Source organism: Actinomyces oricola (assembly GCF_004104015.1).
GTDB lineage: Bacteria > Actinomycetota > Actinomycetes > Actinomycetales > Actinomycetaceae > Actinomyces > Actinomyces oricola.
In genome coordinates this window covers 110848-126408 of sequence record NZ_RYFV01000004.1, presented here as the reverse complement: position 1 = coordinate 126408, position 15561 = coordinate 110848, and the positions used below count along the sequence as shown (strand labels likewise).

Annotated in this window: 15 protein-coding genes; 10 read left to right on the top strand and 5 right to left on the bottom strand. The window is 69.7% G+C overall.

All coding sequences use genetic code 11. The features are described from left to right. Positions 1–12: 12 nt before the first annotated feature. Both EUC46_RS02920 and EUC46_RS02910 read left to right on the top strand, forming a co-directional pair. A complete protein-coding gene (locus EUC46_RS02920) occupies positions 13–858 on the top strand; it encodes a histidine phosphatase family protein (RefSeq protein WP_421701116.1) in 846 nt (281 codons plus the stop codon). Next, on the top strand, positions 855–1640 hold the full coding sequence (locus EUC46_RS02910; protein WP_241655353.1) for a hypothetical protein: 786 nt from the start codon (positions 855–857) through the stop codon (positions 1638–1640). Before EUC46_RS02920 ends, EUC46_RS02910 begins: the two co-directional genes overlap by 4 nt. Before the next feature lie 111 nt (positions 1641–1751). Here EUC46_RS02910 and EUC46_RS02905 read toward each other — a convergent pair whose 3' ends face one another. Next, positions 1752–2132: a PLD nuclease N-terminal domain-containing protein gene (locus tag EUC46_RS02905; RefSeq protein ID WP_128772690.1), complete on the bottom strand. Its 381-nt coding sequence runs from the start codon at positions 2130–2132 to the stop codon at positions 1752–1754. A gap of 175 nt (positions 2133–2307) precedes the next feature. Between EUC46_RS02905 and EUC46_RS02900 the strand changes: the two genes are divergently transcribed. The 3 genes from EUC46_RS02900 (at position 2308) to EUC46_RS02890 (ending at position 5942) form a co-directional block, all read left to right on the top strand. Beyond that, a complete protein-coding gene (locus EUC46_RS02900; protein WP_241655352.1) occupies positions 2308–3804 on the top strand; it encodes an AMP-binding enzyme in 1497 nt (498 codons plus the stop codon). Between the two features lie 136 nt (positions 3805–3940). Next, on the top strand, positions 3941–4864 hold the full coding sequence (locus EUC46_RS12480; protein ID WP_164918735.1) for a hypothetical protein: 924 nt from the start codon (positions 3941–3943) through the stop codon (positions 4862–4864). 112 nt (positions 4865–4976) lie between these two features. Continuing rightward, the gene (locus EUC46_RS02890; RefSeq protein ID WP_128772687.1) at positions 4977–5942 is read left to right on the top strand and encodes a 1,4-dihydroxy-2-naphthoate polyprenyltransferase; all 966 of its coding nucleotides are present in this window, start codon (positions 4977–4979) and stop codon (positions 5940–5942) included. Between the two features lie 134 nt (positions 5943–6076). Here the strand turns inward: EUC46_RS02890 and EUC46_RS02885 are convergent, their stop codons facing one another. Further along, positions 6077–6742 carry a DNA-3-methyladenine glycosylase I gene (locus EUC46_RS02885; protein ID WP_128772686.1) on the bottom strand — a complete coding sequence of 222 codons (666 nt, stop codon included), beginning with the start codon at positions 6740–6742 and terminating at the stop codon, positions 6077–6079. A 97-nt stretch (positions 6743–6839) separates the two neighbouring features. On the opposite strand from EUC46_RS02885, the gene EUC46_RS02880 reads away from it, so the two are divergent. Together EUC46_RS02880 and EUC46_RS02875 are read left to right on the top strand one after the other, a co-directional pair. Further along, on the top strand, positions 6840–7223 hold the full coding sequence (locus EUC46_RS02880) for a VOC family protein (RefSeq protein ID WP_128772685.1): 384 nt from the start codon (positions 6840–6842) through the stop codon (positions 7221–7223). A gap of 810 nt (positions 7224–8033) precedes the next feature. Beyond that, entirely contained in the window at positions 8034–8699 is a 666-nt protein-coding gene (locus EUC46_RS02875) for a hypothetical protein (protein ID WP_128772684.1), read from the top strand. A 133-nt stretch (positions 8700–8832) separates the two neighbouring features. On the opposite strand, the gene EUC46_RS02870 is transcribed toward EUC46_RS02875, so the two are convergent. After that, positions 8833–9948 (bottom strand): 1,4-dihydroxy-2-naphthoyl-CoA synthase, encoded by a 1116-nt coding sequence (locus EUC46_RS02870; RefSeq protein WP_128772683.1) that lies wholly within the window; start codon positions 9946–9948, stop codon positions 8833–8835. Positions 9949–10098: 150 nt separating this feature from the next. Between EUC46_RS02870 and EUC46_RS02865 the strand changes: the two genes are divergently transcribed. Further along, the gene (locus EUC46_RS02865; RefSeq protein WP_128772682.1) at positions 10099–11433 is read left to right on the top strand and encodes an arginine deiminase; all 1335 of its coding nucleotides are present in this window, start codon (positions 10099–10101) and stop codon (positions 11431–11433) included. 35 nt (positions 11434–11468) lie between these two features. Here the strand turns inward: EUC46_RS02865 and EUC46_RS02860 are convergent, their stop codons facing one another. Both EUC46_RS02860 and EUC46_RS02855 read right to left on the bottom strand, forming a co-directional pair. After that, complete coding sequence (locus EUC46_RS02860) at positions 11469–12143, bottom strand: response regulator transcription factor (protein WP_128772681.1); 675 nt, start codon at positions 12141–12143, stop codon at positions 11469–11471. Positions 12144–12198: 55 nt separating this feature from the next. After that, complete coding sequence (locus EUC46_RS02855) at positions 12199–12408, bottom strand: hypothetical protein (protein WP_128772680.1); 210 nt, start codon at positions 12406–12408, stop codon at positions 12199–12201. 479 nt (positions 12409–12887) lie between these two features. On the opposite strand from EUC46_RS02855, the gene EUC46_RS02850 reads away from it, so the two are divergent. Further along, positions 12888–14261 (top strand): sensor histidine kinase, encoded by a 1374-nt coding sequence (locus EUC46_RS02850; protein WP_128772679.1) that lies wholly within the window; start codon positions 12888–12890, stop codon positions 14259–14261. Between the two features lie 175 nt (positions 14262–14436). Next, on the top strand, positions 14437–15468 hold the full coding sequence (gene argF, locus EUC46_RS02845; protein WP_128772678.1) for an ornithine carbamoyltransferase: 1032 nt from the start codon (positions 14437–14439) through the stop codon (positions 15466–15468). The last annotated feature ends 93 nt before the right edge of the window (positions 15469–15561 follow it).

The window sequence follows — 15561 nt, the reverse complement described above, 5'->3', positions numbered from 1 at the left end:
CACAATCGCACCATGGCGCGCACCACCATCCATCTCATGAGGCACGGCGAGGTCCACAACCCTGAGGGCGTCCTCTACGGGCGCCTGCCCGGCTACCATCTCTCCGGGCTCGGCAACCAGATGGCCGCACGCGTCGCCGATGTCCTGGCCGCCTCCGGGCACGACATTGCCGCCGTCATCACCTCACCCCTGGAGCGGGCCCGCGAGTCCGGGGCGCCCACGGCTGAGGTCTTCAACCTGGAGGCCAGCACTGACGCGCGCCTCATTGAGGCCGACAACCACTTCGAGGGCATTCCGCTCAACCGCAACCGCTGGCTGCTGGCCCATCCCGGGCACTGGTCCTACTACCGCAACCCCCTGCGCCCTTCGTGGGGGGAGCCCTACACCGAGCTCGTGGCCCGCATGCGCGACGCCGTCGCCTCCGCCATTAGACAGGCCGAAGGCCGTGAGGCGCTTCTGGTCTCCCACCAGCTGCCCGTGTGGGCCCTGCGCTTGTGGTTGGAGGGTCGTTGGCTGGCCCACGACCCGCGCCGCCGCCAGTGCTCCCTGGCCTCCCTGACCTCACTGACTTTTGAGGGGCGCACCCTGGTGGGGCTGGCCTACTGGGAGCCCGCCGGTGATCTGCTGCGCAGCGCCGAGGACATGGTGCCGGGCACCTCCGCCGCCACCGTCACCATGGGGCGGGCCGGCGCGTTGAAGGAGGAGCCCCCGCCGGCCCCGGTGGCCCAGGCGGCTGCGCCGGCCGGGCCCGCCTCCCCGGCGGAGCAGGCTTCCCCGGCAGGGCGGGCCGATGAGCCGGGCCCCGATTCACAGGCCGGTTTACAGGCGGGGGCGGGCCGGGCGGAGACGCCCGCGTGACCCAACCAGGTCCCACCATGCCGCGGGCGGAGCCCCATCAGGGGCGGCCCGCAGGCGAGCTCGTTCCCGGCGCCGAACAGGGGCTCACCCACGCCCAGGGCCTGCGGCCCAAGCCTCAGCGCCCCTGGACCGGCCAGGACTTCGTGTGGTGGAACACTGCCGCCGTGCTCACCGCCACCCGCCAGGGACGGCGCCCCAACCCCGTCTCCCCAGTGATCGACCCCGTGCGACCCGTCCTGGGCGCCGGTGAGGTCATGCTCGCCAGCTGCGACGCCGAACTGCTCATGTGGCGCCGCGGCGACGCCGCTTACAACCCCTCGCGGGGCTTCTTCCTGGCCGGCGGTCCGGTCGGGCTCGCGCTCACGGCCGCGTTCTTCGGCGGCCAGGCCTGGGTCAACTCCCGACGCAAGAGGGCCGCCGAGGCTGACGCCATTGAGAAGTGGCGCCACCTGGCCCGGGCCCGCCTCACCGTCTCCACCCACGGCATCTACCTGGGCACGGGGGAGGGGATTATGCCGGTCGGCTTCCACGATATTCAGGAGATCCAGCACACCAGCACCGGCGAGATCATTGTGGCCGCCGCCAACGCCTCAGGATCGGCGCGCTGGAAACTGCGCGTCCAGTGGGCTGAACTCGTGCTCGTGCTCTGGGCCGTCCAGTACCTGCCCGAGCACCCCCAACTGGTGGGGCGCACCTGGCTGCCCGGCGATTGGCTATTGCACGCCGCCGCCCATGGCTACGACATTGACACGACCCTCTGGCCGCGCCCGGCCCCTGAGTGAGGGCCCGCCGAGGAATGAGGGCCCGCCACGGCGCCCAGTGAGCGCGGGCGCCCGTGAGCAGCGGGCGCCCCGCCTCCTGCCGGGTCGATTACCCGCCTCCTGCCGGGTCGATCAGGAGTCGGAGGCGGGCTCCTCCCCGTCCTTATTATTCTGATCCTGCTCGCGGCGGCGACGAATATCGCGTTCAAGGTTGCGCAGGAACTCGGGGTCGTCATCGGGGCCGAGAGCACGCGGGCGCTCAGGGCGGCGGAACTGGGTGCCCTCCTTGGAGGACCAGACGGTCGGTTCCACCACGCCTCCACGCTCCTCGGCTGCCTTGACGCGCGAGACAATAATCCAGGCAACGGGGCCGATGGTGGGGACGAGGACGATCAGGACAATCCACAGGAACCGGGGCATCCGGGCGGGCATTGACTCCTCGGGAGTGCGCGCGCAGTCCAGGAGGGAATAGATCGTCAGGGCTAGGACGAGGACGATGACGACAGCGCGCATGGGCACACCATAACCGAGTCGCGCCGACCAGTTCCCCGGAGCCCGGGTCATGGGCCGCGCGGGCGGCGCCCGGGCCCATAATGCGGGCGGCGCCCGGGCCCGGCCGACTCGCCCCTGGATCCCACCGCCTGATGGGAGCGGCGCAAGTCCCGGCGCCGTGGCACCATGGCCTTCTGTGCGCGCACCCTCCGCCCGCTTCCGGCTCCTTGTCGGCGGCACCGCCCCCGCCGACGTTGCCGCCTTGCGCGCCGCCCTCGCGCAGCGCCTGGCCCGCCGTGGCCTGCTTCCCCCTCAGGGCGGTCCAGCCGGGCCGCCACCGGGGGCGCCGGTCCGAGCCCGCTGCACGGCCCTACCACTGCTGGTGCCCATTGGCCCCCAGGAGGACCCTGAGCAGGTCGACGCTGATCTCCAGCGTCGCGCACACCGGCTCAACGCGGCCACCGACCTCATAGTGCGCACCAGCGGCTCGACCACCGGGACCGGCAGGCTCGTGGCCATGGGGGCCGGCGCCCTGGCGGCCTCGGCCAGGGCCACCCACACCCGGCTGGGCGGGCCCGGCACCTGGGTGCTCGCCCTGCCCGCCCACCACGTGGCCGGCTTGCAGATCCTCACGCGCTCCCTCCTGGCCGGTACCGAGCCGGTGGTTGTGGACACGCGCACGGGCTTCGATCCGGCGCGTCTGGCCGAGGCCGTGCTGACGGCCCTCGCCGTCGGCGCAGGTGGTCGTGATGGTGCTGTGAGGGCAGGCCGGGGCCCCCACGGTCATGGTCGCCTCGGCCCGGACTCCGCCCAAGTCGGGCCGGGCTCGCGCCTCTACGTCTCCCTGGTCCCCACCCAGCTCCAGCGCGTCCTGGATGACTCCGCCGCGACCAAAGCCCTGGCGCGGGCCGAGACCGTCCTGCTCGGGGGCGCTTCGGCGCCGCCCGGGCTGCTGAAGCGCTCCAGTGCGGCCGGGATCCGGGTGGTCACCACCTACGGCATGAGCGAGACGGGCGGTGGCTGCATCTACGACGGCCTGCCCCTGGACGGTGTCCGGGTGCGGGTGAATGCCCACGGTCGAGTCGTGCTCTGCGGGCCGGTCCTGGCCGAAGGCTACGCCGACGACGACCCGCAGGCCTCAGCGCAGGGGAACGGTGAGGGCAGGGCGTTAGAGGATGCGCGGAGTGGTGGCGCACCGTCGGGGCCCGGCCGACTCGCCCCCGCAGGCGTCAGCAGTGCCCCCGGCTTCCACACCGAACGCGGGCCCGACGGTCTTCTCCACCGCGTCCTGGTCACCGCCGACCGCGGGCGCATGGAGGCCGACGGGCGCCTGACGGTCCTGGGGCGCGTCGACGACATCATTGTCACCGGTGGCGTCAAGGTCGACCCCCACCAGGTCGAGGCGGCACTGATCGGGCTTGACGACGTCGCCGAGGCCTGCGTCGTCGGCGTCCCGGACCCGCAATGGGGCCGCGCCGTGGTCGCCGCCGTCGTCCTCAAGGCAGGGGCCAACCCGGACCCCGCCGCGCTGCGGGCCGCCGCACGCACCCTCCTCGACGGGCCATCATGCCCGAAGAAGGTGATCGCTCTTGACGCGCTGCCCGTGCGAGGACCGGGAAAACCGGACCGCCGCGCCGTGCAGACCATGCTCCAGGACGCCCTGGGTCGACCCGGAGAAGAAGGCGGGAGCTGAAGCGAGGCGGGCGTCAGTGGCCGCGCGCGCTTCAACGACGGGGCGCGACAGCGCGATGGAGAGTTCTACACCGTGCGTCCTGCCCAGGGGGAGCATTACCCTCCTGGGCAGCCATGCTGACAGGAGGCGCATAGTAATGACTCAGCCCATGCCGGAGAACTCCGGCGGATACGGTCAGTACGGTCAAGATGCAGCCCACCAGGCGCCCCAAGGGCCGGTCGGCGGGCGGGCGTCGTATGGATACCAGCATCCTGGGGCTCCTCAGGGGCAGCCGGGGTATGGGGCCCCGGCCGCCGAAGGCGCCCCTGCGGGCCCCGGCGGGTACGGCGTCGTCCAGGCGGGCCCCGCCGCGGGCGGTCCGACTAGCGGACCTTGGCCGTCTGGAGCCGCCGGTGCCGCCGCCGGCACGGGCCCCCAGGCGGCCCCGGGGCCGCGGTCGGAGGGTCCGGTCCATGGAGGCGTCGGCACCAGGCTCGTCGGCGGGCAGAACTCGGATCGTCTGGTCCTGGCCATGTGGTCGACCACCTCCGGTGCCATCACGTTCGGGATTGTGGTGGTGTTCGCGATCTTCCTGAACGCGGGTCTGATTGTCGCCCTGGTTGAAAGAAGCAACTCGCTGCCCGCCACGCTGTTCACACTGGTGTTCACCCTCCTGATTGACTGGGTGCTGTACCTGGCGTCGAGAATCCGCACTGTCCTGGACTCCCGCGGGGTCACCCTCAGGGTGGGTGGTCGCAGCAAGCGGACCGTGCCCTGGCCGGAGTCGCGCACCGGGATCTTCGTGCACACCAAGGAGAGCCACAGTGCGAAGGCCATGCATAGCTGTGAGGCCTGCATGGTCGATCCCGACGGCGGCCTCGTGCCCATTGCCGCCCTGAGGTGGACCGGCCCGGTCCTGGCGCACACCGAGGCCACCGCCGTGGAGGAGTGCTCACGGATCTGGGCCTGGGCGGTGGCGCGCGGATACGCCCGCGAGACCGGCCGCTACACGCCTTTGCGCGGGAATGCGCTGCTGCAAAGCGCGCGCGAGGAGCAGGAGAGCCGGTACCTCCTGCGTTGACGGCGACGCGTTTTGACGGCCGCGCCCGGCCCATTGCCATTGCCCCAGGTTCCGCCCCCAGCGGTCGCACTGCTAGGGTGCGGGCGCTTAGCCGACAACCTGGGAGGGCGACGTGAGCAGTACCGGCGGGCAGGCGGCGGGCGTGCAGCCGCGCGCAACCAGCTGGGTGGAGGTCGTGCGCCTGCGCACCCTGCCGGCTGCTGTGGCCCCCGTCATTCTGGGGGCCGGCGCCGCAGCCGCCCAGGGCGCCTTCTCCGCTCCACGCAGCCTGCTGGCGGCCGGGGTCGCCCTGGCTCTGCAGATCGGCTGCAACCTGGCCAACGACTACTCCGATGGCGTCCGCGGCACCGACGACCAGCGCACCGGTCCGCCCCGCCTGACCGCCTCCGGCGAGGTGGCCCCGGGCGCTGTCAAGGCCGCTGCCTTCGGCTGCTTTGGAGTCGGCGCCGTGCTGGGCCTGGTGATCCTGGCTCTAAGCGGGCAGTGGTGGATGCTGGTGCTGGGGGCCGGGGCGATTGCCGCCGCCTGGTTCTACACCGGCGGCCCCCGCCCCTACGGCTATGCGGGCCTGGGGGAGGTCTTCGTCTTCGTGTTCTTCGGCCTGGTGGCCGCCTGCGGCACCCTCTACATTCAGAGCGGCGCCGTGCCCGGGTGGGCGTGGGTGGCGGCCACAGGCATTGGCCTGCTGGCCTGCTCCCTGCTCATGGTCAACAACCTGCGCGATATCCGCACTGATCCTGCCGCTGGCAAGCGGACCCTGGCCGTACGCCTGGGGGAGCGCCGAGCCCGGGCCGCCTTCATCGCTCTTCTTGTCGCCCCGCTGCCGCTGGGGGCGGTGGCCCTGGGCTGGGCGCACTGGGCCGACGGCGATGGCGCCCCCAGGTCGGTGGACACCGTTGCCGTCGGCGCCTTCATAGTGTTCATAGTGGCCGTGGCCGCTATGGTCCGCCGGGCGGCGGCGCCGGTGTGGCGCGGCGCGTCGGGGCGCGCACTCATCCCCGTGCTGCGCGACGCCGGACTGACAGAACTGGTCTACGGCGTCGCCTTCGCGATGGCGGTGGTGGCCGTCACCCGCTGAGTCGAGCGTCAGCGAGAAGCCTCGGCAAGTGACTTTCGCCCCCGGATCATTCGGTGAGACAGGGGCAAGACATTATGCCGGCACAGGTCGGTCCGGCCCCGGAGCATCCAGGACCGCCAACAGGGTAACGGGCGTCATCGCGGCCAGATGCCGGAGCTGCCGCGGCGGTGGCTGGCGATCAGGTGAGTGTCAATGATGCCGATCGCCTCCATCAGGGCGTACATGGTGGTTGGGCCCACGAAGGTGAACCCCTCTTTGCGCAGCGCTTTCGACAGGGCGACCGATTCGGGTGACTGAGTGGGGATGTCGGAGGACCGTGTGGGGCGGGGCGTGTCTGCCGGTTGGAAGCTCCACACGAAATCCACGAGACCGCTCTTCTCGCGGAGCTGGATCGTGGCCCTCGCATTCGTGATCGCGGCCTTGATCTTCGCCCGGTTACGGACGATCCCGGGGTCGGCGAGGAGCCGCAAGACGTCCTCCTCGGTGTAGGCGGCGACGGTCTCGGGGTGGAAGTCGTCGAAGGCGGCCCGGAAGGCCGGGCGCTTGCGCAGGATCGTCGCCCAGGACAGCCCGGCTTGGAAGGCCTCGAGGCTGATGCGCTCGTAGAGGCCCTGTTCGTCGCGCACGGGCATCCCCCATTCGGTGTCGTAGTACTCACGCAGCAGGGGATCGCTGCTCGCCCACGCGGGGCGGGCGAGACCATCCGGGCCGATGACGACGCCGTTGCCGTCGGTGGCCGGGTCGGATCGGGCTGCGGCCCCATCGTGAGGCGGGGGTGAGCTGGCGGCAGTGGCGGACATGAGTTCCTCGGTCGTGCGGGATGGGTCGCCGATGGCGCGGGAGTGATGCGGGAAAAACAGGCCGGTTAGCCCCTCGGCGTCAGAAACCGGTGTCACCGTGCTGAGCCACGTGGACCATCTGGTGCTAACGGTACGCGACCTCGAGGCGAGCACGCGGTTCTACTGCGACGTGCTGGGCCTTGAGAGACGGGACCTCCATGACGGACGCACCGCACTGGTGGGGGCGGGATGGAAAATCAACCTGCATCATGTCGAACGTCCCGTCGCCCCGCATGCGGAGCACCCGGCACCGGGGAGCGCAGATCTGTGCTTCATCCTCACGGTGCCCATGGAAGCGGCGATGGCACGGCTTGAATCCCACGGGGTTGACCTCGAACTCGGTCCGGTGACCAGGACCGGAGCCCGAGGTCCGATTCGCAGCGTTTATATTCGCGATCCGGACCGGAACCTCATCGAACTGTCGGTCCCCGCCGATCAATGACGCGACACGCACTGCCGCCTCGGACCGGCGGAATGATCGGCGCGGCGACGCCGCGAGGTCACCGGCCGAGCCTCGCGGTGCGCTGAGCACCGCGCCGTCGGGGCCCTGACCGAGCCTTGCCAGCGCTGAGAAGGCAGTGGCTGTGCTCGATCGCTGCCCCCGGCCTCATCGATGGGCGGGTGGCCGGAGGGATTGGCAGTGTTGCACATTCTTCTTGCATCGGCTTGTGAGGGATCGTTGGTATTTCAACGATTCCTCGCCGCAGAAGGTTGGTTCGACAAGGATGAATGTGCAACGGAGTACCCATTTGCACATTCATCTTCTTCCTGGGCCCTCGGACCCCGGGCAGATCCGCAGGATTCCGCGCCTCTCCACTCCTCGAGGGCAGAAAGAATGTGCAACCTCCAGACCCGGGCGCGCGCTAGGGGATCTCGGACGGCGCGAATCCCCGGGAGCCGGGCAACACCTCTCTTAAGGATCCAGGCCGACACGGGCGGCCTCGCGCGCCCCCAGGAGCCGGGCAGCATCACAGTCAACAGGGGCACCCCGGCCCACAGCCACATGCAACAACCCAATTGCACTCATTGACCTGCGCGTCTTCATGGCACGGGCGGGCTCGCGTCACTACCGTATGACCCCATAGGTGCGGTGTCCTGGCCGCACTCGGTGATCTGTGCAAAAGCTGCATCCGGGCCCCTGTCAGCAGTCGGGCCCGGCACCGCTCACCTGTTCCGCACCATGGGGAGGTGGCCCCATTCCCATGCCTGCGGCGAGCCCTTACAGTTCAGTAGGGGGCAAGGAGGAGACAACATGGCCAAAGCGCCGCGGGCGGCAACGGACCTGCGAGAGGCGCTGCTCCTGGAACCGCCGAGGGAAGTCGCCGGTCTGGCCCGGCGCACATACGTGATCCTGGCGATCAACAGCATGGCAATGCTGGTGCTTCTAGGCTGCTTCCTGACACTCACCGTCGTGCTCAACCCCAACCCACCGAGCTGGGCGGTCCCCGTGTCGCTCCTGCTCATCGCCGTCCAACTCCCCTTACTGGGCATTCTGCTGGCCTTTGCGTTGGGCTACTCGGTGGCGCGCACCATAGTCACCCGCCAAGGGCTGATCTGCGTCAGCATGTTCACCCGCCGCCTGCCCTGGCCGACCACCCGTTCGAGCTTTTACCCGGTCGTGCGCAGGTTCTCCAACCAGTGGTCCGTGGCCGCCTGCCAGGCTTGCAATGACGGCCAAGCCCGCCAACTCCCGGGGGTCATTCACATTGGGACGCGTGAGCAGATACCGCAGATGCTCGCGGCGATCAACGCCCAGCTTGACGAGGTGTGGACTTGGGGGATCAAACGCGGATGCACCACGGAGTCCGGCCTCTACCGGGAGCTGGTCAAGCCCAAGGAGGAGCAGGCCAGGCGGCAGGCGGCCGCGCTGCTCGAAGACCCCGGCAGCCAGGCGCAGACAACAGCACGACCGCACTGACAGCGACCGAGTCGGTGGGGCGGATCGCCGTGGAGGCGACCAGCCCCACCGTCGTCCAAGACACCTTCTCGACAGGCTGCGACACTCCCCACCCCTCGGCGGCGAACAGCGGCGCTCAGAAGTAGTCAGAAGTTCAGAAGTAGTAGGGGAAGGGCGACCAGTCCGGGGTGCGGCGCTCCAGGAAGGCGTCACGGCCCTCGGCGGCCTCATCAGTCATATAGGCCAGGCGCGTGGCCTCCCCGGCGAACACCTGCTGTCCCGCCAGGCCGTCGTCGGCCAGGTTGAAGGCGAATTTGAGCATGCGGATCGCCTGGGGCGACTTGCCGGCCACGATCTCCGCATACTCCAGGGCCTTGTCCTCCAGCTGGGCATGCGGCACGGCCTCATTGACCACACCCCAGTGCACGGCGTCGGCCGCCGAATACTCCTGCGCCAGGAAGAAGATCTCGCGGGCGCGCTTGTCCCCGACCTGGCGCGCCAGCAGAGCAGAACCGTAGCCGGCGTCAAAGCTGCCCACGTCGGCGTCGGTCTGCTTGAAACGGGCGTGCTCGGCGCTGGCCACCGACAAGTCGCACACGACGTTCAGGGAGTGTCCGCCGCCGGCCGCCCAGCCGCTCACCGCAGCGATGACAACCTTGGGCATGGTGCGGATGAGGCGCTGGACCTCCAGGATGTGCAGCCGTCCGGCGCGGGCGGCGTCAATGCGCTCGCGGACCGCTACTACGTCAGCGGCGTGATCGTGGGCGTGAGAGCCGTCGTGGACGACGGCGCCGTCGGCGGCTGCCCGCCCGGGGGGCGCCCCGGCCGCGCCCGCCTGCTCGCCGGCGGCGTCGAGTGCGGCCTCTTCGCGCTCGTAGCGGTAGCCGTCGCGCCCTCGGACGCGCTGGTCGCCCCCAGAGGAGAAGGCCCAGCCGCCGTCGCGCGGGGAAGGGCCGTTACCGGTGAGGATGACGGCGCCAACATCCCCGCTCATACGCGCGTGGTCCAAAACCCGGTAGAGCTCGTCAACGGTTCGGGGTCGGAAGGCGTTGCGCACCTCGGGCCGGTCGAAGGCCACTCGCACCACCGGCAGATCTCGCACCCAGACGCCGTCGCCGTCGCGCACACAGCCGCGGTGGTAGGTGATATCGGCCAGGCCCCCGGGGCCGTGAGTGAAACCCTCAACCTCCCGCCAGCGAGCGGGAGCGAAGACCTCCGAGACGCATGCGGGCACGGGGTAGCGGGCGGCATCCGCCTGAGAGCCTGGCATGGCGTCAGCCTAGGCCGGCGCCCGCCTCTCGGCCCAATGCGCCGGACCTTACTCCCCTCCAACGAAATCCTCACAGCACAACGTCCGCGGACGTTGTGCTGTGAGGATTTCGTTGGAGGGGGAGGCGGCCGGGCCCGTTACCCTGGCCCCATGACGACGACACCCGACCTCGCCTCCCCGCAGGCCCGCCCTTTCATCCTCCGCGCTGACGGCGGTGGGCGTGTCGGCTCTGAGACAGGCCGGCTGCGCGAGGTCATCGTCCACCGGCCCGGCCGCGAGATCTCCCGCCTGACCCCGATCAACGCCAACTCCCTGCTCTTCGACGACGCCCTCAACATTGCCCGCGCCCAGGCCGAGCACGACGCCTTCACGGCCATCCTGCGCGCCGAGGGCGTCATCGTCCACGACTTCCGCGACCTGCTCACCGAAACGCTGGCCAACCCCGAGGCCCGCTCCCTAGTCCTGACTGAAACCGTCGGCCCCGACGCGGTGGGCGTGTCCACCTCCGAGGTTCTCATCGACTACTTCCAGTCCCTGCCCGACGCCGAGCTCGCCGAAGTGCTCCTAGCCGGCATCACCCGCGCCGAACTGCACGAGCGCCTCACCCCCGCCGACGCCGCCACCCTGTTCAACACCACCTACCTGTCCACCCTGGAGGGGCAGTTCGTCGTCACCCCCCTGCCCAACCACCTCTTCACCCGCGACACCTCCGCGTGGCTCTACGGCGGGGTCTCCGTCAACACCATGGCCCTGGCCCCCCGCCGCCGCGAGGCTGTCAACTATGAGGCCGTTTACCGCTACCACCCGGTCTTCACCAGCCGCCTGAACGATGGTGGGCGCAGCCTCCTGTGGTCCGAGGGACACGGAGCCTCCACCGCCACCGTCGAGGGCGGCGACTTCCAGGTCCTGGGCAACCGCGCCCTGGTCATGGGCCTGACCCACCGCTCCAGCGCCGCTGGGGTGGAGCGCCTGGCCACCCGGCTCTTCGCCGACGGCGTCGCCGACAGGGTCATTGGCGTGCACATGCCCGACCGCGCCTTCTACACCGAGCTTGACGCGGTCATGCACCTGGACACCCTCATGACCATGGTCTCCCCAGACACCTATTTACGTTTCTCCGGTTTCAACGATGTCACCACCGTGGAGATTGAACCGGGCACTAACGGTCAGGCTCTCAAGGTCACTGTCCACGACGGGGCTGAAATGGACGAAGTGCTGGCCCGAGCCGCCGGCATTGATTCTTTCCGCATTATCAGCCCCGACATGTCCGACGAGGCCGAGGCCCTGCGCGAGCTCGCCCGGGATTCGTGCAATGTGGTGGCGATCGCCCCCGGGCGGGTCATTGGCTACGCGCACAACCAGCGCGCCAACGACACCCTGCGTCGCGCTGGAGTCGAAGTCATTGAATCCCCCGGTGTCGAACTGGTCCGTGGTCGCGGCGGCGGCCACTGCATGACCTGCCCCGTCACCCGCGACGCCGCCTGAGCGGGGCAGGAGCGGCGGGGCGCTATCGTCGCACCCTACTGGGGGGCGGCGGGAGCATCGACGTTGAAGGCCTCCAGGTACTGGAGCACGGCAATGACGCGCCGATTGTCATCCTCGGAGGGCGGCAGGTTGAGCTTGGAGAAGATGTTATTGACGTGCTTGGCCACGGTCTTCTCGGTCACGAACATCACCTTGGCAATGGCGGCGTTCGACCTCCCCTCGGCCATGTGCGTCAGGGTCTCCGCCTCCCGGGGAGTAAGACGGTCCAGTGGCAGACTCTCTCGCCGGCGCCCCATGATCCGGGAGACGACCTCGGGGTCGAGGCAGGTTCCGCCGGTGGATACGCGCTCCATGGCGTCAAGGAACTGTTCGGTGTTGAAGACGCGGTCCTTGAGCAGATAACCCACCCCACCGCGCTGATCCTCCATGAGCTCGCGCGCATAGAGGGTCTCAACGTACTGGGAGAGCACGAGCACTGGCAGGCCCGGCCGGTGTCGGCGGCCCTCAATGGCGGCGCGCAGGCCCTCATCGGTGAAGGTGGGAGGCAGGCGCACGTCAACCACGGCGATATCAAGAGCCTCGGTGAGCAGGGCGTGGCGCAACTCCGGCCCGGTCTGCACGGTTGTTGCCACCTCGCACCCCAGGGCCTGGAGCATACGGCTCAAACCCTCGCGCAAAAGGAACTGATCCTCGGCAATCAGCACACGCATTGTGGTCCACCAATCAGGAGTACGCGTCAGAGGGTCGTTCCGGCCGGTCCGGGCCTCACCACCATAACCACTGCTGGATCCACGACCATATTACGATCAGCCCAATAAGGCGCGCACGCGGCTGGTCAATACCGGCCATGACCATAAATGCTGGGGTCAAGGCCAGGAAAAGGATGAGGAGTAGAAGGGCCAGGTGCACCAGGCGCTGGTGGCGGGCGCACCACAGGGCGACCCTGTTGGTCGTGGGGAGAGTTCGGTACGGCATGAGACTGTCCTTCCAGGGCGGGCACTCGGCTGGGGCAGGGGTTCCGGCCCGCTTTGATCCTGCCGGTGAACGAGCGGCAGGACAGTGGTGCCAAGTCCACCTTTTCCAGGTTGGGGGGTGTGGCGGCCAGGTCGCCCGGGCCGCCACAGCAGGGGCATCCGGGGCCGGAGCCGATCCGGGAACGGGAGCCGATCCGGGAACGGGAGCCGGTCACCGGGCCAGAGCCGGTCGCCGGGCGGGGACTGGTCACCGGGCTGGGACCGGCCCCAGAGCCGGAGCCGGTCGCCGGGCCAGGACCGGCCCCAGAGTCGGAGCCGATTGCGGGACGCGGGAGCCTCGCACGGCGTCGGACCCGCCGGCGCCTCACCCGAGAAGGTGGTTTTTTCTCCACTGACCTCACGGCCGGATCTATGCAGAATCAAGGTGGTCACCCGAGGAGGGGGCCACGACGGGTATTACTGAAAAGGCAGGAGAGGATCATGGGTATCCAACTCGGCGAGGTGCGGAGCAGCACCCGGCAACCCGGGAACCCCCGGCAGTCAGAACGGTCGGACGGTGGCGGGCTGGTCTCCAGCGGCCTGACGGCATTGCGCCGATCCCTCCTCCTACTGGCCGTCTACCCCCTGGAGGTCCTGATCCTGGTGCTGGTCTGCGTCTCGCTCAGCCTCATCCCGATCGGGGTCGGCTTCCTCATGGTGCCAACCGCACTGAGCGCCCTGCGCGCAGTGGCCAATATGAAGCGCCGTCGTGCCGGCCAGTGGTCGGGCAGCACGGTCGAGGTCCCGTACCTGCCGACTCCCGAGTTGCGGCCCGGCCTCACGGGGCGGGTCGCTGAGGCCTGGTGGCTGTTGAAGGACCCCAGCACCTGGCGTGACATCGCCTGGCTGTTCATGGACATGCTGATCGGTGTGGTGGTTGTCATTATCGCCCCGGGGATTATTGCCGGCGGACTGTGGGGCATGGTGGTGCTGCCAGTTCTGTACGAGCCCGTCATGAAGAACTGGTCGGGCGTCTGGTACCTGTTCATCCACGTCCAGGGCGGGCCGGAGATGATTGCCGTGGTCGTGTGCGGCCTGCTCCTGCTGCCCATCGGGCTGGCCCTGGCCCCCGGCCTCCTGCAGGCGTACAACCGCTACATCGCCTGGGCCCTGGGGCCGACCGAGCGGACCCGGCTCGCCGGCCGGGTCCAGCAGCTCTCCCGTACCCGCACCGAGACCCTGGACTCCTCGGCCGCCGAGCTGCGCCGTATTGAACGCGACCTCCACGACGGCGCCCAGGCGCGCCTGGTGGCCATGGGGATGACCCTCAGCGCCGCCCAGGCCGTGCTGCGCTCCGACCCGGAGATGGCGGAGACACTGCTGGCCGAGGCCAAGGACACCTCCGCCAAGGCGCTGAGTGAGCTGCGCGACCTGGTGCGCGGCATCCACCCGCCCGTGCTCGCCGACCGGGGCCTGGGCGACGCCGTGCGGGCGCTGGCCCAGGACTGCCCCCTGCCGGTCCGGGTGGGCGTCAGCATCCCCGAGCGGTGCGGGCCCGCTATTGAATCGGCGGCGTACTTCGCCGTATCCGAGCTGCTGGCCAACGCGGTCAAGCACGCCGGCGCCAGCCACGTCACCATTGATCTGCGGGTTGTCGACGGTGAGCTGAGGATCAGGGTGGACGACGACGGCGTCGGCGGGGCCGACCCTAATTCCGGCAGCGGCCTGCGCGGGATCGAGCGTCGACTGGCGGCCTTCGACGGCGGCCTGGTGGTGAACAGTCCGGCCGGCGGGCCCACATCCGTGGGGGCCACGCTCCGCCTCGACCCCGCCCTGGCCAGGACGGCGGAGGAGCAGAAGGAGCACGAGGGCTAACTCCATCACTGCCATACCGGAAACGTCACACCGAATCCGGCGTCGTCGGGCGGGCAGCGCGCACCCTCGGGCCCGTGTGGGCAAGCCCTCCTGGTCCGGGGGTGGGGCTCGGGGCGTGAGCCCGCGGGGTCGGCCTACGATCAGCACAGCGCCCACCGCCACCGAGAGGACCCGCATGACTCACGAGATCCCCGCCCCCGACGCCGCCGTCCTGGCCAGGCTCAAGGGCCGCAGCCTCCTGCGCGAACTCGATTTCGCCCCTGAGGAGTGGCTGGCCCTCATCCACCTCGCCGCCCGCCTCAAGGCGGATAAGAAAGCGGGCCGGGAGATCCCGCGCTTGGTGGGCAAGAACATCGCCCTCCTCTTCGAGAAGACCTCCACGCGCACCCGCTGCGCCTTCGAAGTCGGCGCACACGATCAGGGCGCCAGCACCACCTACCTGGACCCCGCCGGCAGCCAGATGGGGCACAAGGAGTCCGTGGCTGACACCGCCCGGGTCCTGGGTCGCATGTTCGATGGCATTGAGTACCGTGGCGACGAGCAGGCCAAGGTCCGTACCCTCGCTGAACTCTCCGGGGTGCCGGTGTGGAACGGGCTGACCGATGACTGGCACCCCACCCAGATGCTCTGCGATTCCCTGACCATGCTGGAGCACGCCGGCAAGCCGCTGTCAGAGGTTTCCTACGCCTACGTGGGCGACGCCCGCTTCAACACGGGCCGGTCCCTACTCGTCAACGGTGCCCTCATTGGTGCCGACGTGCGCATTGTCGCCCCCAAGGAGCTGTGGCCCGACCAGGAGTGCGTCGATGCCGCCGGCCGGGTAGCGGAGCAGACCGGCGCCCGCCTGACCCTTACTGAGTCCGTGGACGACGGCGTGGCCGGAGTCGACTTCGTCCACACCGATATCTGGGTCTCCATGGGGGAGCCCAAGGAGGTTTGGGACTCGCGCATCGCCATGCTGCGCGACTACCAGGTCAACGCCTCCCTCATGGCGAAGGCGGGACCCCAGGCCAAGTTCATGCACTGCCTGCCCTCCTACCACGACCGCAACACCATCATCGGCGAGGAGATCTACCAGGCCACCGGCATCGACGGCCTGGAGGTCACCAACGAAGTCTTCGAGGGCCCGGCCTCCATCGTCTTCGACCAGGCCGAGAACCGAATGCACACCATTAAGGCCGTCATGGTCGCCACCGTCCAACGCTGACCGCCGGGCCCGGGCGGCCCCCGCAAGCACCCGGGCCCCGAGCGCCCGCAGAACCCGAGCGCCCGCCCGGGGCGCCGCCCGGGGTCCGGGCGC